This is a genomic window from Micromonospora sp. NPDC007230, from assembly GCF_042869115.1.
Lineage (GTDB): Bacteria > Actinomycetota > Actinomycetes > Mycobacteriales > Micromonosporaceae > Micromonospora.
In genome coordinates this window covers 79046-100203 of the sequence record NZ_JBIAFE010000028.1, presented here as the reverse complement: position 1 = coordinate 100203, position 21158 = coordinate 79046, and the positions used below count along the sequence as shown (strand labels likewise).

Sequence of the window (21158 nt, the reverse complement as noted above, 5' to 3'; positions counted from 1 at the left end):
GCGGTCTGCTCGTCGTTCAGGGTGATCTTCGACTGGGCGCCCTGCACACCATGCGGGATCAGCTTGCCCATGTCCGGCTTGTCAGCCTGCACCGCCGCCACCGGGTTGGCGTGCACCGGCTCAGCGGCGTGAGCGGCGATCGGACCGGCGAACACACCACCGGTGAAAGCCAGACCAGCAACACCAAGAACACTCTTACGCAGCATCGAGTTCATGATCAAAGCTCCATTCGGGGGTTGGCGCACACACCGATGGGGGTCGGCTACATGTGCGCAAGCACCGTCAGGCGCTCAAAGAAAGGGGGGAAGTCATTCGACCAGCGGCTCGCGGGGCGGGGGTTCGCCTCTTCGCGGCGCCGGGACCATATCCAACGACCGGCGGCCCGCCATCATTCCGGGCCCGACCACCCCGCCACTTGGGGGCGGCTTCCTCGGTCGCGAGTCGTCTGCAACGACCGGCGGCCCGCCAACATTCCGGACCCGACCACCCCGGCTCACGGGGCGGCTTCCTCGGTCGCGAGTCGTCTGCAACGACCGGCGGCCCACCAACATTCCGGGCCCGACCACCCCATCTCACGGGGGTGTGCCTACCTCGGCCGTGCACCCATGTTCAACGAAACCCGGCCGCCCATCATTCCGGTCCCGGGATGCCGCCGACCACACCCACAAACCGGACATCGCCCACCACAACAGCCGCCAAATGGGCGCGAAACGCCCTTGATCCACTCTATGTCGCCGAAACGGCGGTAACCGACACACGCCTACACCACCACATCCCCGACAGGGAGTCGATCACGGGCGGGCCAGGACGGGAGGCCACACTTTCGGCGCAACCGGCGGCCGAGCCGGTGCCCCGCCGAGGCGCGGACCGTGTGCAGGTACGCACGCCGTACCCGGGGCGCGAACCGCGCACGCCGGACAGCCGGACGCCGCTGGACCACGACGCGGGTGTGGCCCGCCGTGACCGGCGGAGGGATCAAGCCTGACCGCCCGGAGCCGGGCGCGGCGGGCCACATCCAGCCGTGACCAGAGTCGGCAGCGACCCACGACGGATGCGCGCGGCGGGCCACACCCGAACCGCAGCCGGAAGACCGACGCCGTACCGCCTAGGCTGGTCAGGGTGGCGACCCTTCTGCTTCTGCGACACGGCCGGACCACCGCGAACGCCGACGGCGGCCTGGCCGGCCGGCAGCCGGTCGAGCTGGACGAGACCGGTCGCGCCCAGGCCACGGCGGTCGGCGAGCGGCTGACGGGCCTGCCCCTCGCGGCGGTGGTGACCAGTCCGCTGGTCCGCTGCCGGCAGACCCTGGAGCTGGCTCTGCCGAAGGCCGAGCAGGTGGTGGAGGAGGGGCTGATCGAGTGCGGGTACGGCAGCTGGGAAGGGCAGCCGCTGAAGAAGCTGGCGAAGGAGCCGCTCTGGCCGGTGGTCCAGCAGCACCCGAGCGCGGCCGTCTTCCCGGAGGGGGAGTCGATGGCGGCGATGTCGGCGCGGGCGGTCGCGGCGGTGCGTTCCTGGGACGCCCGGATCACCGCCGAGCACGGGCCGGAGGCGGTCTGGCTGGCGTGCAGCCACGGCGATGTGATCAAGGCCATCGTGGCCGACGCGCTCGGCGTACACCTGGATCTTTTCCAGCGGATCGTCGCGGACCCGGCGTCGGTGACGGCGATCCGCTACACGCCGCTGCGACCGTTCCTGGTCCGGCTCAACGACACGGGCGGTGATCTGAGCGGGCTGGTGCCGCCGCCGCGGAAGCGCCGGCGGCGCGCGGCGCGGGCCACGGAGTCGGACGCGGCGGTGGGCGGCGGCGCGGGAGCGGCCCCGTGAGCGCGAGGAGTGAGCCGATGAGCCGGTTCGCCACGCCCGGGAACGGCCCCCGTGGGCGCCGGTGTTTCGCCTTGGGCGGATTCAGCGTCGGTGCGCTGCACGGCGGTTCCACCCGCCGGATAGGGTCGTGGGTATGACCCACCAGGTGCACGCCTTCGAGCCGCCGGAGCGGTTCGTCGCCGGAACCGTCGGCCCGCCGGGGGAGCGTACGTTCTTCCTGCAGGCGCGCGGCGGTGGCCGGCTGGTCAGCGTCGCGCTGGAGAAGGTCCAGGTGTCCCTGCTCGCCGAGAAGCTGGAGGAGTTGCTCGCCGAGGCGCAGCGCCGGTTCGGCGTCCAGTTGCCGGAGGCGGCCCCCGTCGTCGGCGACAACGACCCGCTGGACACCCCGGTCGACGAGGAGTTCCGGGTCGGCACGCTGGGGCTGGCCTTCGACGTGGACAGCGCCACCGTGGTGATCGAGGCGATCGCCGCGGGTGAGACCGAGGTCGAGGTCGCGCTGGGCGAGGCCGACGACGATGAGGACGAGGACCCGGACGAGCCGGACGACGACCTCGACCGGCTGCGGGTGCGGTTGACCCCCGAGGCGACCCGCGCGTTCATCGAGCGGGCCCGCCGCGTGGTCAACGCTGGCCGTCCGCCCTGCCCGCTCTGCGGTCAACCCCTGGACCCCGCTGGACACCTCTGCCCGCGGCACAACGGTTATCACCGGTGACCTCGTCGGAACTCCAGCCCCGACAGGACGGAGCCGCTGCGCTGCGGCTCCTCACCGATGGTGAGCTCACCCTGGAGGGGCGGCTGGTCGACGCCTCGAACACCACCCTGCGCGGGATTCTCACCCGCGACGGGGTGGCCGCGCGCTGTGTCTACAAGCCGGTCCGCGGCGAGCGTCCGCTCTGGGACTTCCCGGACGGGACGCTCGCCGGCCGGGAGGTGTCGGCCTATCTCGTCTCCCGGGCGAGCGGTTGGGATCTGGTGCCGCCCACCGTGCTGCGGGACGGACCGTTCGGCCCCGGCTCCTGCCAGCTCTGGATCGACGAGCCCGAGGACGCCGAGTCACTCGTCGGTTTCGTCCCCGCCGACGCCCTGCCGCCGCGCTGGTTCCCGGTCGCCGCGGCCCGGGACGACGACGGGGCCGCGTACGCCCTGGCGCACGCCGACGACCCGCGCCTGGCCCGCCTCGCCGTCCTCGACGCGGTGATCAACAACGCCGATCGCAAGGGCGGTCACGTCATCGTGGGCCCCGACGACCGGATCTACGGGGTCGACCACGGCGTCTGCTTCCACGTCGAGGCGAAGCTGCGTACGGTGCTGTGGGGCTGGGCGGGCCGGCAGCTGCCGCCGGACGCGGTGGAGATGCTGGACGGGCTGGCCGGGCAGCTCACCGGTACGCTCGGCGACGAGTTGGCCGAGCACCTCACCATCGGTGAGGTCGCCGAGTTGGCGGCCCGGGTGGACCGGCTGCGGGAGAGCGGGCGGTTCCCGTTGCCCCCGCAGGAGTGGCCGGCGATGCCCTGGCCGCCCATGTGACCCGTTGTCGCGTTGATCACTTGAGGCACGGCACCCGAGCGCCTGACGGATCGTTAGGCTGACGGTCATGGAGTCTTGGGCGGGACACGAGGTGCCACGGCTGCCGGGCAAGGGCCAGCCACTGGGGTTGTACGACTCGGCGCGGCAAGGTGTCCACTCCAGTGAGCCCGACGGGGTCGCCTCGATGTACGTCTGCGGCATCACCCCGTACGACGCCACCCACCTCGGCCACGCGGCCACCATGATCGCCTTCGACCTGGTGCAGCGGATGTGGCGGGACGCCGGCCTGTCCGTGCGGTACGTGCAGAACGTCACCGACATCGACGACCCGCTGCTGGAGCGGGCCGAGCGCGACGGCGAGGACTGGAAGGTCCTGGCCATGCGGGAGACCGCCCTGTTCCGGGAGGACATGGAGGCGCTGCGGATCATTCCGCCGGAGCACTACGTCGGCGCGGTCGAGTCGATCCCGGACATCGCCGAGAAGGTCCTGGTGCTGCTCAAGGACGGCGCGGCCTACCGGCTCGACGACGGCAGCGGCGACGTCTACTTCGACCTCAGCGCGGCCCCCGAGTTCGGCTACGAGTCGAACCTCTCCCGCGAGCAGATGCTGGAGATCTTCCCGGAGCGTGGCGGCGACCCGGACCGGGCCGGCAAGCGGGACCCGCTGGACCCGCTGCTGTGGCGCGGGGCCCGGGAGGGCGAACCGTCCTGGCCTGGCGGCGAGCTGGGCGCCGGGCGCCCCGGCTGGCACATCGAGTGCACGGTGATCGCGCTGAACCTGCTCGGTGACCGGATCGCCGTGCAGGGCGGCGGCAACGACCTGCTCTTTCCGCATCACGAGTGCTCGGCGGCGCACGCCGAGCGGTTGACCGGCCAGGCGCCGTTCGCCGACCACTACGTGCACGCCGGCATGATCGGCCTGAACGGGGAGAAGATGTCGAAGTCCCAGGGCAACCTGGTCTTCGTGTCCCGGCTGCGGGCGGACCGGGTCGATCCGATGGCGGTCCGGCTGGCCCTGATGAGCGGGCACTACCGCACCGACCGCTCGTGGACCGACGAGGTGCTCGCCGCGGCGCAGGAGCGGCTGGCCCGCTGGCGGCGGGCCGCCGCCTTGCCGGCCGGGCCGGCTGGGGACGAGCTGCTGGCCGGGGTGCGCGCCCGCCTCGCCGACGACCTGGACACGCCCGGCGCTCTGGCCGTGGCGGACACCTGGGCCGCGCAGGCCCTGGCCGGGGTCGCCGACGACGCCGCTGCCCCGAAGCTCTTCGCCGACACCGTCGACGCCCTCCTGGGTATCCGCCTCTGACGCCTTCGCGTCCACCGGCGGGCCCTGCCAGCCGGCGGGGCACTCTTTCGCGGAAAGAGTGGCTATTCCGCCGCGGATAGCCAACTCTCTCCGGGAAACTGCGCGTTAAGTGCGCACGAGGCGTGTGCGCGACGGGGATGGGGCGGGGCAGGATCAGCCGAGGACGAGCCCCGGGTCCGGGTCGGGTTGCTCGGCCGGCGCCGGGATCTTGTATTCCTCGGTGAGGGTGGTCATCGGGCCGGGCCACGTCGCCTGTGCCACCTCGATCGGCTTGCGCCGCTCGTCGTAGGCGATGTGCAGCAGGTGCAGCACGGGGGTGTCCGGGCGGATCTGCAGGGTCTCCGACTCCTCCCGGCTGGGCTGCCGGGCGCTGATCGTGTCGGTCGCGGTGACGTACCTGCGGCCGGTGGCCTCCTCGGCCTCCTGGTAGAGCGGGCGGCCGAACGCCTCGGCCCGCTCCAGCGAGGTGCCCGCGGTGTCGGTCGGCAGGAACCAGGAGGCGCCCACCTCGACCGGCGACTCGTCGGTGCGGACCAGGTGCCGCCGGCAGAGCAGTTCGGTGCCGTCGGGCACCCCGAACGCGTCGGCCACCTCGGGCGGGGCGGGGGCCGGGCCGACCGAGACGAGCTGCTGCCGGTATCGGGCGGCGAGGTCGGTGTGGTAGCCGCGGAAGCCGCCGTACCGGCCGCGGGAGAGCCGGTTGAGCCGGCGCCGGGTGCCCCGGACGTACGTACCGGAGCCGGGTTTGGTGATCAGGATGCCCTCGACCCGCAGCTGGTCGACGGCGCGCTGCACCGTCTGCTTCGCGACGCCGAACATCTCGGCGATGGCCGGGATGGACGGCAGCCGCTCACCGGGCCCCCAGTCGCCGCGGCGGACCTGGGCCTTGAGCTGCGCGGCGATCTGCCGGTGCGGGAACTCGGCCGCTCCTGGGTTGATCTGCATGCCCGCCTCCTCATGACAGCTAGGTTCCTAGGATGCCGTAGTGGGGGTGACCGCGCCACCCCGGACACGCGGAAAACCGGGCCCCGGACGAGGTGTCCGGGGCCCGGCGGGCCTGATCAGGGAGCGGCTACCAGGAGCCGGCGGTCGGGCCGGCGGAGCCGCCGCGGCGGCGCAGGTACTTCTCGAACTCCTGGGCGATCTCGTCACCGGTGAGCGGGGTGATGCCGGCGTCGCCGACCCGTTCCTCCAACTCGCGGACGTACTCGCCCAGCTCCGCGTCCTGCTCGGCGGCGCTGCGCACCCGCTGCTCCCACTCGGCGGCCTCCTCGGCCAGGTCGGCCATCGGCACCGGCAGGTCGAGCACCTCCTCGACCCGGTGCAGCAGCGCGAGGGTGGCCTTGGGGCAGGGCGGGTTGTTGGCGTAGTGGGGGACGTGCACCCAGAACGACACCGCGTCGACCTCGGCCCGGGTGCAGGCGTCGTGCAGCACCCCGACGATGCCGGTCGGCCCGTCGTAGCGGGTGGGGGTCAGCTGGTAGCGCTTGGCGGCGTCCGCGTCCGACGCGCTGCCGCTGATCGGCAGCGGCCGGGTGTAAGGCACGTCGGCCAGCAGCGCGCCGAGCAGCACCACGCGCTCGACCTCCAGGCTGTGGCAGATCTCGAGGACCTGCTCGCAGAAGGTACGCCAGCGCATGCTCGGCTCGATGCCACGGACCAGCACCACGTCCCGCTCGGTGCCGGGCGGGCTGGCCACCATGAAGCGCGTGGTGGGCCACTCCACCCGGCGGGTCTCCCCGTCGGCCATGGTGATGGTCGGCCGGCTCACCTGGAAGTCGTAGAAGTCCTCCGGGTCCAGCTCGGCTACCTGCCGGGCCTGCCAGACCTGCTCCAGGTGCTCCACGGCGGCGGTCGAGGCGTCCGCGGCGTCGTTCCATCCCTCGAAGGCCGCGATGGCGACCGGCGACCGCAGCACGGGCAGTCCGTCGAACTCGGTCACGCCGCCACCTCACCCTGCTCGCCGGGAGCGGTGTCGGGCCGTCGCCCAGACGTCCGCCCGTCTGCGACAACTCCAGTACGGCGCGTCTGCGCCGCGACCTGGAGCCGTCGCACGGTCGCGTCCCTGTTGTCCTTCACGTCCGTCAGCCTACGTGCCGGCGCGGGTCGCGGCCCGTCGGCCGCGCCGGTCGGCCGGGGTGACCAACCCAGCTGAAGCGGATTAAAGGGACGGGTGATCCCGCTGACAGTATGTGGGAAGGCACGGTTGCGATATCCCCGTGCCGACATAGCGCACTAACCTGGCTCTGTGCGGACTTCGTTGCTCGATGTGCTGGCGGACCGGATCCTCATCGCCGACGGGGCGATGGGGACCATGCTCCAGGCGGCCGACCTGACCCTGGACGACTTCGACGGCCTCGAGGGCTGCAACGAGATCCTCAACGTCACCCGGCCGGACGTCGTCCGCGGCGTGCACGAGGCGTACCTGGCGGCCGGCGCGGACTGCGTCGAGACGAACACCTTCGGCGCCAACCTGCCGAACCTCGCCGAGTACGGCATCGCCGGCCGGATCCGGGAGCTGTCCGAAGCGGGGGCGCGGCTGGCCCGGGAGGCCGCCGACGCGTACGCGACGCCGGACCAGCCCCGCTTCGTGCTCGGCTCGATCGGCCCCGGCACCAAGCTGCCCACCCTCGGCCACGCCGCGTACGCGTCGCTGCGGGACGCGTACCAGGAGAACGCGGCCGGCCTGATCGTCGGCGGGGCGGACGCGCTCATCGTGGAGACCTGCCAGGACCTGCTCCAGGTCAAGGCCGCCGTGATCGGGTCGAAGCGCGCGATGACCGAGCTCGGGCGACAGGTGCCGATCATCTGCCACGTCGCCGTCGAGACCACCGGCACGATGCTGCTGGGCAGCGAGATCGGGGCGGCGCTGACCGCGATCGAGCCGCTCGGGGTGGACCTGATCGGGCTCAACTGCTCGACCGGCCCGGCGGAGATGGGTGAGCACCTGCGCTACCTGTCCCAGCACTCGCGGATCCCGCTGTCGGTGATGCCGAACGCCGGCCTGCCCGTGCTGACCGCGGAGGGCGCGTACTTCCCGCTGACGCCGGTGGAGATGGCCGACGCCCTGGAGCAGTTCGTCGCCGAGTACGGCGTGTCCCTGGTCGGCGGCTGCTGCGGCAGCACCCCGGAGCACATCCGGGTGCTGGTGGAGCGGCTGCGCGGGACGCGGCCGGTGGCCCGGGAGCCCCGGCCGGAGGCCGGCGTCTCGTCCATCTACCACCACGTGCCGTTCGCCCAGGACGCCAGCGTCCTGATGGTGGGGGAGCGGACCAACGCCAACGGCTCCAAGGCGTTCCGGGAGGCGATGCTGGCCGGCGACTGGCAGGCGTGCGTGGAGATCGCCCGCGGCCAGGCCCGGGACGGCTCGCACCTGCTGGACCTCTGCGTCGACTACGTCGGCCGGGACGGCACGCAGGACATGCGGGAGCTGGCCGGGCGGTTCGCCACCGCCTCCACGCTGCCGATCATGCTGGACTCCACCGAGCCCCCGGTGATCGAGGCCGGACTGGAGATGCTCGGCGGACGCTGCGTGGTCAACTCCGTCAACTTCGAGGACGGCGACGGCCCCGAGTCCCGCTACGCCCGGGTGATGCCGGTGGTCAAGGAGCACGGCGCCGCCGTGGTCGCCCTGCTCATCGACGAGGAGGGCCAGGCCCGCACCCGGGACTGGAAGGTACGCGTCGCGGTCCGGCTGATCGAGGACCTGACCGGCCGGTGGGGGCTGCGCCGGGAGGACATCCTCATCGACGCGCTGACCTTCCCGATCGCCACCGGTCAGGAGGAGACCCGCCGCGACGGCATCGAGACGATCGAGGCGATCCGGGAGATCGCCGCCCGGTATCCGGGGGTGAACTTCACCCTCGGCATCTCCAACGTCTCCTTCGGGCTGAACCCGGCCGCCCGGCAGGTGCTCAACTCGGTCTTCCTGCACCAGTGCGCGGAGGCCGGGCTGACCTCGGCGATCGTGCACGCCAGCAAGATCCTGCCGATGTCGAAGATCCCAGACGAGCAGCGCGAGGTGGCGCTCGACCTGATCTACGACCGCCGCCGGGAGGGCTACGACCCGGTGCAGCGGTTCATCGAGATCTTCGAGGGCGTCGACGCGGCGTCGGCGCGTGCCACCCGGGCCGAGGAGTTGGCCGCGCTGCCGCTGGACGAGCGGCTCAAGCGGCGGATCATCGACGGCGAGCGCAACGGCCTGGAGGCCGACCTCGACACGGCCATGGCCGAGGGGCGGTCGCCGCTGTCGATCATCAACGATCTGCTGCTCGACGGCATGAAGGTGGTCGGTGAGCTGTTCGGTTCCGGCCAGATGCAGCTGCCGTTCGTGCTCCAGTCCGCCGAGGTGATGAAGACCGCGGTGGCATACCTGGAGCCGCACATGGAGAAGACCGACGACGACGGCAAGGGGCGCATCGTGCTCGCCACCGTCAAGGGCGACGTGCACGACATCGGCAAGAACCTGGTGGACATCATCCTGTCCAACAATGGCTACGAGGTCGTCAACATCGGCATCAAGCAGCCGATCAACGCGATCCTGGACGCCGCCGAGCAGCACCGGGCCGACGCGATCGGCATGTCCGGCCTGCTGGTCAAGAGCACGGTCATCATGAAGGAGAACCTGGCCGAGATGGCCGCGCGCGGGGTGGCGGAGCGGTGGCCGGTCCTGCTCGGCGGGGCGGCGCTCACCCGCGCCTACGTGGAGGACGACCTGCGGTCGATGTTCCCGGGGCAGGTGCACTACGCCCGGGACGCCTTCGAGGGGTTGTCGCTGATGGACCGGGTGATGACGGCCAAGCGGGGCGGCGCGCCGATGGTCGACCCGGAGCGGGAGGCGGCCCTGGCGGCCCGCCGGGAGCGGCGGGAGCGGCAGCGGGCGATGGTGCGGGAGGCGCTGCCCGAGCTGGACGACGCCTCGGTCCGCTCCGATGTGGCCGTTGACGTGGAGGTGCCGCGGCCGCCGTTCTTCGGGACCCGGGTGGTCAAGGGGCTGCCGTTGGCCGACTACGCGGCGCTGCTCGACGAGCGGGCCACCTTCCTCGGCCAGTGGGGGCTGCGCGGTGCCCGGGGTGGCAATGGCCCGTCGTACGAGGAGCTTGTGGAGACGGAGGGCCGGCCGCGGCTGCGGTACTGGCTGGACCGGCTGATCGCCGACCAGGTGCTCGAGGCGGCCGTGGTGTACGGCTACTTCCCGGCGTACGCGGAGGGCAACGACCTGGTGGTGCTGGACGAGAACGGGCACAGCGAGCGGGCCCGGTTCTCGTTCCCCCGGCAGCGGCAGGAGCGGCGGCTGTGCCTGGCCGACTTCTTCCGGCCGAAGGGCGAGGAGCTGGACGTGGTGGCGTTGCAGCTGGTCACCGTCGGGCAGCCGATCAGCGAGTACACGGCGAAGATGTTCGCCGGCAACGAGTACCGCGACTACCTGGAGGTGCACGGCCTGTCCGTGCAGCTCACCGAGGCGCTGGCCGAGTACTGGCACCGGCGGATCCGGTCCGAGCTGGCCCTGCCGAGCGGGCGTACGGTGGCCGACGACGACCCGGCGGACCTGGCCGGCCTGCTGCGCAACGACTACCGCGGCTGCCGGTACGCATTCGGCTACCCGGCCTGTCCGGACCTGGAGGACCGGGCGAAGATCGTGGAGCTGCTGGGCGCGGACCGAATCGGCGTGCAGTTGTCGGAGGAGTTCCAGCTGGTGCCGGAGCAGGCCACGGACGCAATCGTGGTGCACCACCCGGAGGCGAACTACTTCAACGCCAAATAGGCCGAGATGGCTGCCGATGCCCTCTGACCTGCGGACTGTGGAAGGCCTTAGCCAGCGGCTTTGGCGATGATGCGATCCATCTGCTCCCGACCGAAGGCCCGCAGGGACGTGGTGCGGACGTTGCCCGCCCCACCGAGCTGCAGGAGCGCTGCGGTGGCGGTTTCGTCGTCGGGCGCCTCGACGACGGCCACGAGGTCGTACGGACCGACGGTCCAGTAAATGTTCAGGAGATTCGCCCCGAGATTCTGGGTCGCTGCGGCGAAGGCCTCGGCGCGCTTCGCGGTGTCCTTGTAGCCTCTGATCCCCTGATCGGTCCAGTTCAGCAACGCGATATACGTCGGCATGGTCCTTCACCTCCATGAAGAGACCTCATCGTAGGGTTAATTCTGGGCATAAGGGCTGAAATCTGCATCGGGTGCGCACCAGAACGAGTGATGCGAGCGATCACAGGATGGCGGCCAGCCCGGCGAGCCAGGCCCAGCCATCGCTTCTAGGGTGGAGCTGGCATACCTGTCGAAGCGCGGTGCCGTGAGCGTCGTCTGCGTGGAGCAGCCGGAAGATTTCCTCCGGCGCGCGGCCAGGGAAGGGACAGGGCAGGCCAGCTTCAGCGGTCGGCGTTGTCGGAGCGGCCGCCAGTGAGGACCGTGGAGGTGACGCGGTGGTCGGCCGGCGTTCGCCGGCTCACGTTCCGGCCGTCTCGTCGAGCAGCCGGCCGTCCGGCGGGGCCGGCGAGAATGCCCGGTCGGTTCGGTACGCCGGGCCGGCCCGGTCGAGACGCCGGGAGCGCGACTGGCAGCATCGTTGCTATGGAGAGCTTCACGTCTTGGGACGGCACGGAACTGGCGTACCGAGTCGTCGGCTCCGGGCCGCCGTTGGTGTGCATTCCGGGTGGCCCCGGGCAGGCGGTGGAATACCTGGGCGAGCTGGGCGGGCTCACCCGCAGCCGTACCCTGATCCTGCTGGACAACCGGGGCACCGGCGCGTCGGGTGTTCCCGCCGATCCCGCCACCTATCGGGTCGACCGCCTCGTCGATGACGTGGAAGCGCTGCGCCAGCACCTGGGCCTCGAGCGGATGGACCTGTTCGGGCATTCCGCGAGCGGCGGGATCTGCCTGCTCTATGCCGCCCGGCATCCCGGGCGGCTCAATCATCTGGTGCTGGTCGCTCCGTCGTTGCGGGTGGTCGGCCTGCCGTCGGACCTCGACGTCGACCGGGTGCTCGCCGGGCGGGCGCACGAGCCGTGGCACGCCACCGCGGTGGCGGCGTTGCACGCCGAGCCGACGACGCCGGAGGAGCAGCAGCGGTACCGGTGGGAGGCGGCCCCGCTGTTGTACGGCAGGTGGAGTCCCGCGGCCCAGGCGCAGGCCGCGGCCGAACCCGCCCAGTTCGCCCCGGCCGCCACGGACGGGTTCTACGCGGGGTTCGCACCCGACCCGGCGCTGCCCGCGCGGCTGGCGGAGTTCACCGCTCCGGCCCTGCTCCTGGCCGGCGAGCACGACATCTGGCCGACCGCGGCCGCGGTGCGGCAGCTCGCCATGCTCTTCGGCAGCCACGAGCTGGTGGTCCAGCCGGACAGCGGCCACTTTCCCTGGGTCGACGATCCGGCGGCCTTCGCGGCGTCGGTGGAGGCGTTCCTGGCCGGATGACGGACCCGTGGCCACGCGCCGGGGCCGCACCATGGGTGGGTGCGGATGACACGGGTGGTCGGTTGGTTCGGGCTGGCCGTACACCTGGCCGTCGGGTTCTGGTACGCGGCGAGTGGCCTGGTGGTGCCGGGTTGGGCGCTCGCCGGGCTGCTGGTGGTCTGGGCGGTGCTCCTGGCGGTGGCGATCCGGCTGCTGCGCCGGCGGCCGGTGTTCGTGCCGTTGGTGCCGTTGGCGGCGGTGCTGGTCTGGCTGGCGGTGGTCTCGGCCGGTGGCGCGTGGCTCGGTTGGACCGCGTGACGGGCCGGCCCGTGGGTGGGCCGGCCCGCAAGCGACGTGGTCAGTACGCGTAGGTGACGGAGATGGTGCTGTTGGGGCAGCTGTTCGCCCAGCTGGTCAGGGCGCTCTTCTCCGTGCTGTCGACGGTCAGCCGCCAGCGGATCTTCACGGCGACCCACTCGTTGATGTACCGGCAGCGGGCGGAGGCGTACGGCGGCATCCAGGTCGCCGGGTCCTGGTCGCCCTTGGACTGGTTGACGTTGTCGGTGACGGCGGCCAGGGCGCGGGAGTCGCCGAGGTCGTTGGCGTACGCCTGGCGGCGGCTGGTGGTCCAGTTGCGGGCGCCGGAGTCCCAGGCCTCGGCGAGGGGGACCATGTGGTCGATGTCGAGGTCGCTGGTGAGGGTCCAGTATGCGTTGTCGTAGTAGGAGTACCAGCGGCCGCCGGACAGGGAGCAGCCTGAGCCCTTGGTGGGCTTGGTGGTGGCCTCGGCGATGAGGACCTCGTTGCGGGTGTTGCAGCCGTTGCCGTCGGCGTCGATCCAGTGGGGGAACAGGTCGCGGTTGTAGCCGGTGCGGACCTCGGTGGCGACCGGGAGGCTGGCCACCGCGGTGGTGAGGGGGGCCGAGTAGCTGGCCGCCCAGGCGGGCTGGGTGAGGCCGAGGGTGGCGGCCACGGTCGCGACGAGGCTGATGGCCGTCGCGCGCAGGGTGCGGTTCATGATGCTCCGTCCGGATGGAAGTGACTGCATCTATATAGACCCGCATGGAAGTAACGGTCTAGATCAATTTCCGTGAACGGCGGATGAGCGACGGGCGTACCCTCCCCGCCGCGCCCATCGTGGAAGCCGCCGGGTCGACCGCGGCTCCAACCGCCCTCCACCGCCCGCGCGGAGGCTGGCCGGGTCGGCCGCCGTGTCCCGGTGTCGAACAGCCGGCCGAGGGTATGCGGACCTGGACCGGTCGGACAATTGAACAGGCCGAAAGATGCGGGCGCCGGGAGGCCCTGGCGAGGATAAGGTGACGAGGGAAGGGGACGACGATGGCCGACGAAACGCCAGTCAAGGTTCGGCCGGCCACGCCCACGATCGTCGGCGTGCCAGCCGACTCTCCCGAGGAACCGCCGAGCAGCCTCGATCTGTGGGCCCAGGCCCAGGTGCTGCACCGCTGTTTCGGCGACGACGACGGAGAGCCACACATCATGCGCGGCCTCGACTGAGACCGGGCCGCACCGCAGGTCGGCGGATGACCGCCGCCGATCTGGCGGCGCGTGATCCGCCGCCGGCCGGTCGGGTCGGACAGGCTCCCGGAAGGGTACGGCGACCTTCGGTCAGCCCAGCCGGGCGGCGCGGGAATGCAGGTAGCGCTGCTGGGCCAGGTTCATCGAGCGGCGGGCCGCCGCCAGATACGCCTGCCGCGCCGCGTCCGTCTCCCCGGCCAGTTCGAGCAGGTGCGCGCGGGCGGCGTACCGGCGGGGGTCCTCGGCGACCCGGCGATCGGCGTCGAGCGCGTCGAGCAGCGCCAGCCCGGCCCGGGGCCCGCGGGCCATGGCCACCGCGACCGCGTGGTTGAGCCGGACCACCGGGTTGTCGTGCAGGGCCAGCAGCATCTCGTACAGGGCGACGATCTGCGGCCAGTCGGTGGCCGCGACGCTGGGCGCCTCGTCGTGCAGGGCGGCGATCGCCGCCTGGAGTTGGTACGCCCCGACCGCGCCCCGGGGCAGCGCCGCGCCGACCAGGCGGATCCCCTCGGCGATCTGCTCACCGCGCCAGCGGCGCCGGTCCTGCTCGGCCATCGGCACCAGCGTGCCGTCCGGTCCGGTGCGCGCCGGGGTACGCGCATCGGTGAGCAACATCAACGCCAGCAGCCCGGTCGCCTCCGGATCGTCGGTGAGGCGGTGCAGCAGCCGGGCCAGCCGGATCGCCTCGGCGCGCAGATCGGTGCGGTGCAGGTGCTCGCCGGCGGTGCTCGCGTATCCCTCGTTGAAGATCAGGTAGAGCACGTGCAGCACGGCGTCGAGCCGGGCGGCCCGTTCCTGCCCGGCGGGCAGGGCGAACGACAGCCCGCTGTCCCGGATGCGCTGCTTGGCCCGGGTGATCCGCCGGGTCATGGTGGCCTCCGGCACCAGGAACGCCCGGGCCACCTCGGCGGTGCTGAGCCCGCCGACCGCCCGCAGGGTGAGCGCGATCTGCCCGGCCGGCGGCAGCGACGGGTGGCAGCACAGGAAGAGCAGGATCAGCGAGTCGTCGGCGTCGTCCGGCGGCCGGTCGGCGGGTGGTGCCAGCCGCCGGTCGGCCGGGACCTGGCGGGCGACGCTGTCCTCGCGGCGGCGCCGGGCCTGTTCGGCGCGGAGCAGGTCGGTCAGCCGGCGGGACGCGACCGTGATCAGCCACGCCTTCGGGTCGTCGGGCAGGCCGGAGCCGGGCCAGCGGGTGGCGGCGGCGAGCAGCGCCTCCTGGGCGGCGTCCTCGGCGGTGTCGAAGTGCCCGTATCGGCGTACGAGCGCGCCGAGGACCTGCGGCGCCAGGGCGCGCAGCAGGTCCTCGACGCTGGCGTCGGCCACCGGTCAGCCCTGAAGTTCCTCGAAGCCGTCCACGATCGGGCGTACGTCGACGTACTCGCCCTCGCCGTCGGGGTTGACGAACCGGGCGGCGATCTCGGTGGCGCGGTCGAAGCTGGCGCACTCGACCAGGGTGTAGCCGGCGAGCACCTCCTGCGTCTCCGCGTACGGGCCGTCGGTGACCACGGGCGCACCGCCGCGCAGCCGGACCCGGCGGGCGTGTACCGGGGCGGTCAGCCCCTGCGCGTCGACCAGTTCCCCGGACTCGGCCAGCTCCTTGTGGATGCTCACCATGTGGGCGTGCATCGCCGCGATCTGTTCGGGGCTCATCGGCGGCCGGTCGCCCGGCCGCCCGGCCAAGGTGTCGTAGTCCTGCTGGCTGCCGTAGAGCATGATCAGGTACTTCACGGTCTCTCCTCTCGGGAGGCGCCCTGCGGGCGCCGGTCACCCGGGACGTCGGAGCCGGGGCGCCGCCCCGGACACCAGCCTAGGGGCGGGCCGACCCGGCCGGCCGGATCAACAGAGCCGCCGACTGGTCCGGCCCCGCACCGGGCGGCGTCGACGGGCGCGGCCGTCCTACCGTGACGGTCATGACGGCGGTGTTGATGACCCTGGCGGCGGTGGCGGCACTGGTGGCGACGTTGTTCGCGTACGTCGGCTGGCGGGACCGCCGTCGCCGCAGCGCCGACGACGACCCGGCGGTGGTGCGGGCGGCGCGGACGGAGAGTCATCGGCGGGCGGCCGAGCGGGAGCACGCGCAGAGCGACGCGTGGAACCGGGGCGGCCACGGCTTCACCGGCTGAACGTCGTTCGACCCGCAGCAGGCGTCGCTGGTGTCGACGCCGGGCTGAACGATCGCCGGCGGGGGAGGGAGGGGCTGCTGGCGGTCGGTGACGATCCGGATCAGCCGTGGTTCGCCGAGGGCTCGCACGGCACCGCCGAACAGCGCACCGACTCGTTCTTCCGCGGCTACGAGAACTCCCTCGACGCCTGCGGTCTCGGCTGAACGGGTTCGGCGAGGGCACCCGGACTGTGCCGGGTTTGTCCGGGTCCGACGGGGGTACGCAGGCGGTATGAGCGCCGTCCCCGTCGCGCACCGCACGGTCGACGTCAACGGCATCCGTACCTTCTACCGGGAAGCCGGGCCGGCGGACGGTCCCGTGGTGCTGCTCCCGCACGGCTACCCGTCGTCGTCCTTCCAGTTCCGCAACCTCATGCCGGCGCTCGGCGACCGGTGGCGTCTGCTCGCCCCCGACCTGCCGGGCTTCGGATACACCCGGGCGGATGCCGACCATTTCCCCTACACCTTCGACGCGTACGCCAGCTTCCTGCGCCGCTTCACCGAGGCGCTCGGCCTGCGGCGCTACGCGATCTACCTGCACGATTTCGGCTCGCAGTTCGGGCTGCGGCTGGCCATCAGCGCGCCGGAACGGGTGGCCGCGCTGGTGATCCAGAACGGCGACATCTACGAGGACCAGCACGGGCCGAAGTACGCGCCGCTGAAGAAGATGTGGGCCGATCCCAGCCCGTACGCCCTGGCCGCAGTGGCCGCGCACGTCTCGGAGCAGGGCTTCCGCGACGAGTTCGTCGGCGAGGTGCCCGAGGAGATCGCCGAACGGATCAGTCCCGACCTGTGGACGCTGTCCTGGGCTCAGGTGGGCCAGCCGCCCGGGCCGGCGAACCTCGTGCGCCTGCTCGCCGACCAGCGCACCACGGTGCAGTGGTTCCCGCGCCAGCAGGCGTATCTGCGGGAGCACCGGCCACCCACCCTCGTCGTCTGGGGGCCGTACGACGGGTACATGCCGGAGGGCGCCGCGCGTGCCTACCTGCGGGACCTGCCGGACGCGGAACTGCACCTGCTCGACGGCGGGCACTGGCTGCTGGAGACGCGCCTCGCCGAGGTGGTGTCGCTGATGCGTGACTTTCTCGGCCGCGTGCACCCGTAGCGCGTTCGCGCTGACCGCGACCGGCCGGTGGCTCCGGCCGCGTCATCCGGATCACCCCCGGCCGGCCCGGATCGCTGCTCCGGACGTCCGGTTGGCAGGATCGAGGCCAGCCCGCCGTCCGAGCCGAGGAGGCCCCCGCTGAGCAGCAAGCACCCCGCCGCCGTGCTCTTCGACATGGACGGCACCCTGGTCGACAGCGAGAAGCTGTGGGACGTCGCGTTGCAGGAACTCGCGGCGGTGTACGGGGGGATCCTCTCCGACACCGCCCGCAAGAGCATGATCGGCACCAGCATGGCCGCGTCGATGCGGATCCTGCACGACGATCTCGGTCAGCCGGAGCGGGATCCGCTGGCCAGCGCCGAGTGGATCAACGCGCGGATCCTGGAGCTGTTCCGCGGCGGGCTGCAGTGGCGGCCGGGCGCGCTGGTGCTGCTGCGCGCGGTCCGCGCGGCGGGGATCCCCACCGCCCTGGTCACCTCCAGCGTCCGGCCGCTGGTCGAGGTGGCCATGGACACCCTCGGCCGGGACAGCTTCGACGCGGTGGTCTGTGGTGACGAGGTGGACTCGGTCAAGCCGCACCCGGAGCCGTACCTGACCGCCGCGCGGCTGCTCGGCGTGCCGATCGCGCGGTGCGTGGCGATCGAGGACTCCGCGACCGGGGTGGCCAGCGCGCTGGCCGCCGGGGCGGCGGTGCTGGCCGTGCCGGCGGAGGTGCCGCTGCCGCCGACCGACGGCGTACACCAGTTGGAGAGCCTGACCGGGGCGGACCTGGAGCTGCTCGCGGCGCTGCTCGGCGAACCGCCGATCTGATCCGGACCCGGCGGAGGGCCCCCTGCCGGGCAGGGGGCCCTCCGGTGGGCTCACTCGTGGGCGATGGCGCCGAGCACGTTGATCCGGGCGGCCCGGATCGCCGGCAGGACCGCGGCGATCACCCCGATGATCGCGGCCAGGCCGAGCATGACCCCGATCTGACCCCAGGGCAGGATCAGGTCGTTGATCCCCTCGTCCTTCAGCGCCCGGACCACGGCGGCGCCGAGGCCGCTGCCGACGACGACGCCCAGCAGCGCGCCGAACACCGAGATCACCACGGCCTCGACGGTGATCATGCGCATGGTCTGCGCTCGGCGTAGCCCGATTGCCCGCAGCAGTCCCAGCTCCCGGGTGCGTTCCAGCACGGACAGCGCCAGGGTGTTCACGATGCCGAGCACCGCGATCACGATGGCCAGCGCCAGCAGGATCTGGATCATCTGGAGCAGCCCGTCGAGCGAGCCGGTCTGCTGCTTGATGAATGCGTCCCGGTCGGCCACCGACACCTCGGGGGAGTCCGCGAGTAGCCGTTCCACCTGCGGCTGGACGTCGGCCACCCGGGTGCCCGGGGCGAGTTGCAGGAAGCCCTGGATCGGCTGCGGGATGGCGAAGTCGCGGGCCGCCTGCGGCGGCAGCACCACCGGGTTGGTGAACTGTGAGCTCTGGTAGATGCCGCTGACCGTGTAGCTGCGGGCCTCGCCGCGGGACAGCTGCACGTTCACGGTCGAGCCGACCGAGACGCCGCGGGACTTGGCGGTGTCGGAGCTGAACAGCATCTGGTCCGGGCCCAGCCGGCTGATGTCACCGGCGGTGGCCTTCGCCCCGAAGATGCGCTCCAGCGCGGCCACGTTGCTGGACGCGGCCACCCAGGTCCGTTGGCCGTTGACCATGGCCATGTCGCCGTACTCGCCGTCGACCAGCTGCACACCGGGCAGCGCGGCGGCCTTGTCCAGCACCGCCGGGTCGAAGCTCGGCGGCCGTGGGCCGCTCTGCGACCCGGCGATCACCAGCTCGGCCTTGATGGTGTCCTTCGCCAGGGCGCTGATGCTGCCCTTCGCCGAGTCGAGGATCACCGTGACCCCGGTGACCAGGGCGATGCCGACCATCAGCGCGGCGGCCGTGATCGCCGTACGGCGGGGGTTGCGCCCGGAGTTGAGCCGCCCCAGCTTCCCCGGCACCGACCAGGCGAAGATCGAGCCCAGCAGGGAGACCACCGGCCGGCTGATCAACGGGGTCAGCAGCGCCACGCCGATGAAGGCGAAGAGCACGCCGCCCAGGATGGTGGCCAGGGTGTTGCCGCCGGCGTTGCCGCTGAGCCCGAGGAAGAGCAGCGCGGCGCCGACCGCGGTGACCAGCCCGCCGGCCACCGTGATCCGGGTCAGCGGCCGGTCGGGGGTGGCCACGTCCTGCATCGCCGCGATCGGCGGGATGCGGGACGCGCGCAGCGCCGGCAGCAGCGCCGCCACCACCGTTATCACCAGGCCGACGGCGAACGCGCCGATCACCGCCGCCGCCGGTACGCCGATCCCGGCCAGGGTGAGCCCGCCGGCCAGGTTGCCGAACGCCCACGCCAGCAGCGCGCCGATGCCGATGCCGGCGGCCAGGCCGAACACCGAGGCGATCAGGCCCACGGCGATGGCCTCCAGCACCACTGAGCCGATGATCTGCCGGCGGCTCGCCCCGACGGCCCGCATCAGGGCCAGCTCCCGGGTCCGCTGCGCGACGATGATCGAGAAGGTGTTGAGGATCAGGAACGTGCCGACCAGCAGCGCCACCGCCGCGAAGCCGAGCAGGATCCGGTTGAAGAACGACAGCGCCTCCTTGAAGCCCTGCGCGGCCTCGGTGGACAGCTGCTCGCCGGTCTTGACCACGTATCCGTCACCCACGGCGGTGGCTACCGCGTCGCGCAGCGACTCGTCGGTGACCCCGCCGGCGGCCTTTACCGTCACGCTGTTGAAGGTGTCCGGCTCGCCCAGCATCAGCCGCTGCGCCGTCGGGGTGGTGAACATGATCTCGTTGCTGCCGCCGATCGAGTCGCGGCCGCCGCTGTAACCGAAGATCCCGACGATGGTGAAGTCCTGCTTCGGCTCCAGGGGAGTGAGCACCCCGACCCGGTCGCCGAGCTTCACCTTGCCTGCGGTCGCCAGCCCCTGGTTGATGACGATCTCGTCGGCGGCGCGCGGCTCGTGCCCCTCGCGCAGTCGCAGCTGCTCGGACTCGCCGGTCCAGTTCTCGCCCAGCTGCGGCGGGCCGAACGACGCGACCGCCTTGCCGTTGCTGCCGATCAGGCGGGCCCCGTCGGCGGCGACCACGCCGGTGGCCGTGGCCACCCCGGGCACCGCGCGGACCTTGTCCACCGTCGCCGCCGGCACCGGCGCCGCCGTCTGCTCGCCCTCCATCTCCGACACCGCGATCTTCGGCTTGGCCGCGACGTTGACGTCCACCCCCTCGTACGCGTCGGCGAAGATCGCGTCGAAGGTGCGGCCGAGGGTGTCGGTCAGCACGAACGCGCCGGAGACGAACATCACCCCCAGCACGACCGCCAGGCCGGAGAGGAACAGCCGCAGCTTCCGGGCCAGCAGGCTCTTCAGTGTGGCCCGGATCATCAGCCGTTCACCTCGGCCGGGGTGTCGAGCTTCTTCATCGTGTCCAGCACGGTGTCGGCGGTCGGCTCGATCAGCTCCGAGACGATCTGCCCGTCGGCGAGGAACACCACCCGGTCGGCGTACGCGGCGGCGGTCGGGTCGTGGGTAACCATCACGATGGTCTGGCCGTGCTCGCGGACCGAGTTGCGCAGGAAGTTCAGCACCTCGGCGCCGGAACGGGAGTCCAGGTTGCCGGTCGGCTCGTCGGCGAAGATCACCTCGGGGCGGGCGACCAGCGCCCGGGCGCACGCCACCCGCTGCTGCTGGCCGCCGGAGAGCTGCGCCGGCCGGTGCCCGAGCCGGTCCCGCAGGCCGACCGTGTCGATCACCGTCTGGTACCAGGCCGGGTCCGGCTTGCGGCCGGCGATCGACAACGGCAGCAGGATGTTCTCCTGCGCGGTGAGGGTGGGCAGCAGGTTGAACTGCTGGAAGATGAAGCCCACCTTGTCGCGGCGCAGCTTCGTCAGCCCGGCGTCGTTGAGGCCGGTCACCGTCGTGTCGCCGATCGCGACCGTGCCCCGGGTCACCGAGTCCAGGCCGGCCAGGCAGTGCATCAGCGTCGACTTGCCGGAGCCGGACGGGCCCATGATCGCGGTGAACCTGCCCCGCTCGAACTCGGCGCTCACCCCCCGCAGCGCGATGACCTGCGCCTCGCCGCTGCCGTACACCTTCCACACGTCGCTGGCCCGGGCCGCGGCCTGCGCCTGCCGGCCTACCATCGCGGTCACGTCATCTACCTCTTCCGTCTGCCTGCCGATCCGCACCGCCCCCGCTGGTCAGTGCGGCAGTTCCATCCTCGGTGCCGCCGGTGGCGGATCCGTCCGACTCCGGGGGGAGCCGGTGCCGGAAATCCCGCTG

At 72.2% G+C, this 21158-nt stretch carries 20 protein-coding genes and 1 pseudogene; 12 read left to right on the top strand and 9 right to left on the bottom strand.

Translation table 11 applies throughout. The features are described from left to right. Positions 1 to 215 (bottom strand): annotated as a pseudogene (locus ACFYML_RS30660) (hypothetical protein); the annotation flags it as partial. A gap of 895 nt (positions 216 to 1110) precedes the next feature. Here ACFYML_RS30660 and ACFYML_RS30655 point away from each other — a divergent pair. The 4 genes from ACFYML_RS30655 to mshC all read left to right on the top strand — a co-directional run bounded on the left by ACFYML_RS30655 (position 1111) and on the right by mshC (position 4657). Beyond that, positions 1111 to 1824: a histidine phosphatase family protein gene (locus ACFYML_RS30655; RefSeq protein WP_387423931.1), complete on the top strand. Its 714-nt coding sequence runs from the start codon at positions 1111 to 1113 to the stop codon at positions 1822 to 1824. Positions 1825 to 1957: 133 nt separating this feature from the next. Beyond that, complete coding sequence (locus tag ACFYML_RS30650) at positions 1958 to 2536, top strand: DUF3090 domain-containing protein (protein WP_073840130.1); 579 nt, start codon at positions 1958 to 1960, stop codon at positions 2534 to 2536. After that, on the top strand, positions 2533 to 3351 hold the full coding sequence (locus ACFYML_RS30645; protein ID WP_387423926.1) for an SCO1664 family protein: 819 nt from the start codon (positions 2533 to 2535) through the stop codon (positions 3349 to 3351). The genes ACFYML_RS30650 and ACFYML_RS30645 overlap by 4 nt, the downstream gene beginning before the upstream one ends. 67 nt (positions 3352 to 3418) lie before the next feature. Continuing rightward, complete coding sequence (gene mshC, locus ACFYML_RS30640) at positions 3419 to 4657, top strand: cysteine--1-D-myo-inosityl 2-amino-2-deoxy-alpha-D-glucopyranoside ligase (RefSeq protein ID WP_387423925.1); 1239 nt, start codon at positions 3419 to 3421, stop codon at positions 4655 to 4657. A gap of 153 nt (positions 4658 to 4810) precedes the next feature. On the opposite strand, the gene ACFYML_RS30635 is transcribed toward mshC, so the two are convergent. Both ACFYML_RS30635 and ACFYML_RS30630 read right to left on the bottom strand, forming a co-directional pair. Continuing rightward, positions 4811 to 5602, bottom strand: coding sequence for a GntR family transcriptional regulator (locus ACFYML_RS30635; RefSeq protein WP_387423924.1), 792 nt, complete (start codon positions 5600 to 5602; stop codon positions 4811 to 4813). 127 nt (positions 5603 to 5729) lie between these two features. Beyond that, positions 5730 to 6599: a PAC2 family protein gene (locus tag ACFYML_RS30630; RefSeq protein ID WP_357442434.1), complete on the bottom strand. Its 870-nt coding sequence runs from the start codon at positions 6597 to 6599 to the stop codon at positions 5730 to 5732. Between the two features lie 306 nt (positions 6600 to 6905). Here ACFYML_RS30630 and metH point away from each other — a divergent pair, with 306 nt between their 5' ends. After that, complete coding sequence (metH, locus tag ACFYML_RS30625; protein ID WP_387423923.1) at positions 6906 to 10421, top strand: methionine synthase; 3516 nt, start codon at positions 6906 to 6908, stop codon at positions 10419 to 10421. Between the two features lie 47 nt (positions 10422 to 10468). On the opposite strand, the gene ACFYML_RS30620 is transcribed toward metH, so the two are convergent. Next, positions 10469 to 10765, bottom strand: coding sequence for a GYD domain-containing protein (locus ACFYML_RS30620; protein WP_387423922.1), 297 nt, complete (start codon positions 10763 to 10765; stop codon positions 10469 to 10471). 462 nt (positions 10766 to 11227) lie between these two features. Between ACFYML_RS30620 and ACFYML_RS30615 the strand changes: the two genes are divergently transcribed. Further along, positions 11228 to 12067, top strand: a complete 840-nt coding sequence (locus ACFYML_RS30615; protein ID WP_387423921.1) for an alpha/beta fold hydrolase — start codon at positions 11228 to 11230, stop codon at positions 12065 to 12067. Between the two features lie 39 nt (positions 12068 to 12106). Further along, positions 12107 to 12364 carry a hypothetical protein gene (locus ACFYML_RS30610; RefSeq protein ID WP_387423920.1) on the top strand — a complete coding sequence of 86 codons (258 nt, stop codon included), beginning with the start codon at positions 12107 to 12109 and terminating at the stop codon, positions 12362 to 12364. Positions 12365 to 12404: 40 nt separating this feature from the next. Here ACFYML_RS30610 and ACFYML_RS30605 read toward each other — a convergent pair whose 3' ends face one another. After that, positions 12405 to 13064, bottom strand: coding sequence for an HNH endonuclease family protein (locus tag ACFYML_RS30605; RefSeq protein ID WP_387423918.1), 660 nt, complete (start codon positions 13062 to 13064; stop codon positions 12405 to 12407). 320 nt (positions 13065 to 13384) lie between these two features. On the opposite strand from ACFYML_RS30605, the gene ACFYML_RS30600 reads away from it, so the two are divergent. Continuing rightward, positions 13385 to 13561, top strand: a complete 177-nt coding sequence (locus tag ACFYML_RS30600) for a hypothetical protein (protein WP_357442442.1) — start codon at positions 13385 to 13387, stop codon at positions 13559 to 13561. Positions 13562 to 13672: 111 nt separating this feature from the next. Here the strand turns inward: ACFYML_RS30600 and ACFYML_RS30595 are convergent, their stop codons facing one another. Then, a complete protein-coding gene (locus ACFYML_RS30595) occupies positions 13673 to 14905 on the bottom strand; it encodes an RNA polymerase sigma factor (protein ID WP_387423917.1) in 1233 nt (410 codons plus the stop codon). A gap of 3 nt (positions 14906 to 14908) precedes the next feature. Then, a complete protein-coding gene (locus ACFYML_RS30590) occupies positions 14909 to 15310 on the bottom strand; it encodes a YciI family protein (RefSeq protein WP_387423916.1) in 402 nt (133 codons plus the stop codon). Between the two features lie 182 nt (positions 15311 to 15492). On the opposite strand from ACFYML_RS30590, the gene ACFYML_RS30585 reads away from it, so the two are divergent. The 4 genes from ACFYML_RS30585 (at position 15493) to ACFYML_RS30570 (ending at position 17658) form a co-directional block, all read left to right on the top strand. Beyond that, on the top strand, positions 15493 to 15705 hold the full coding sequence (locus ACFYML_RS30585; protein ID WP_387423915.1) for a hypothetical protein: 213 nt from the start codon (positions 15493 to 15495) through the stop codon (positions 15703 to 15705). Next, on the top strand, positions 15672 to 15908 hold the full coding sequence (locus ACFYML_RS30580) for a hypothetical protein (protein WP_387423932.1): 237 nt from the start codon (positions 15672 to 15674) through the stop codon (positions 15906 to 15908). The genes ACFYML_RS30585 and ACFYML_RS30580 overlap by 34 nt, the downstream gene beginning before the upstream one ends. A gap of 67 nt (positions 15909 to 15975) precedes the next feature. Then, positions 15976 to 16848, top strand: coding sequence for an alpha/beta fold hydrolase (locus ACFYML_RS30575; protein ID WP_387423913.1), 873 nt, complete (start codon positions 15976 to 15978; stop codon positions 16846 to 16848). A gap of 162 nt (positions 16849 to 17010) precedes the next feature. Continuing rightward, positions 17011 to 17658, top strand: coding sequence for an HAD family hydrolase (locus ACFYML_RS30570; protein ID WP_387423912.1), 648 nt, complete (start codon positions 17011 to 17013; stop codon positions 17656 to 17658). A 50-nt stretch (positions 17659 to 17708) separates the two neighbouring features. Here the strand turns inward: ACFYML_RS30570 and ACFYML_RS30565 are convergent, their stop codons facing one another. Both ACFYML_RS30565 and ACFYML_RS30560 read right to left on the bottom strand, forming a co-directional pair. After that, positions 17709 to 20261 carry an ABC transporter permease gene (locus ACFYML_RS30565; RefSeq protein ID WP_387423911.1) on the bottom strand — a complete coding sequence of 851 codons (2553 nt, stop codon included), beginning with the start codon at positions 20259 to 20261 and terminating at the stop codon, positions 17709 to 17711. Continuing rightward, a complete protein-coding gene (locus ACFYML_RS30560; protein WP_357442457.1) occupies positions 20261 to 21028 on the bottom strand; it encodes an ABC transporter ATP-binding protein in 768 nt (255 codons plus the stop codon). The genes ACFYML_RS30565 and ACFYML_RS30560 overlap by 1 nt, the downstream gene beginning before the upstream one ends. Between the last annotated feature and the right edge of the window lie 130 nt (positions 21029 to 21158).

What these genes read in the sequence shown, in the direction of transcription:
- ACFYML_RS30650 (WP_073840130.1), top strand. Translation starts at nt 1,958, where the DNA reads ATGACCCACCAGGTGCACGCCTTCGAGCCGCCGGAGCGGTTCGTCGCC.
- mshC (WP_387423925.1), top strand. Translation starts at nt 3,419, where the DNA reads ATGGAGTCTTGGGCGGGACACGAGGTGCCACGGCTGCCGGGCAAGGGC.
- ACFYML_RS30635 (WP_387423924.1), bottom strand. Translation starts at nt 5,602, where the DNA reads ATGCAGATCAACCCAGGAGCGGCCGAGTTCCCGCACCGGCAGATCGCC.
- ACFYML_RS30620 (WP_387423922.1), bottom strand. Translation starts at nt 10,765, where the DNA reads ATGCCGACGTATATCGCGTTGCTGAACTGGACCGATCAGGGGATCAGA.
- ACFYML_RS30615 (WP_387423921.1), top strand. Translation starts at nt 11,228, where the DNA reads ATGGAGAGCTTCACGTCTTGGGACGGCACGGAACTGGCGTACCGAGTC.
- ACFYML_RS30605 (WP_387423918.1), bottom strand. Translation starts at nt 13,064, where the DNA reads ATGAACCGCACCCTGCGCGCGACGGCCATCAGCCTCGTCGCGACCGTG.
- ACFYML_RS30600 (WP_357442442.1), top strand. Translation starts at nt 13,385, where the DNA reads ATGGCCGACGAAACGCCAGTCAAGGTTCGGCCGGCCACGCCCACGATC.
- ACFYML_RS30585 (WP_387423915.1), top strand. Translation starts at nt 15,493, where the DNA reads ATGACGGCGGTGTTGATGACCCTGGCGGCGGTGGCGGCACTGGTGGCG.
- ACFYML_RS30575 (WP_387423913.1), top strand. Translation starts at nt 15,976, where the DNA reads ATGAGCGCCGTCCCCGTCGCGCACCGCACGGTCGACGTCAACGGCATC.
- ACFYML_RS30565 (WP_387423911.1), bottom strand. Translation starts at nt 20,261, where the DNA reads ATGATCCGGGCCACACTGAAGAGCCTGCTGGCCCGGAAGCTGCGGCTG.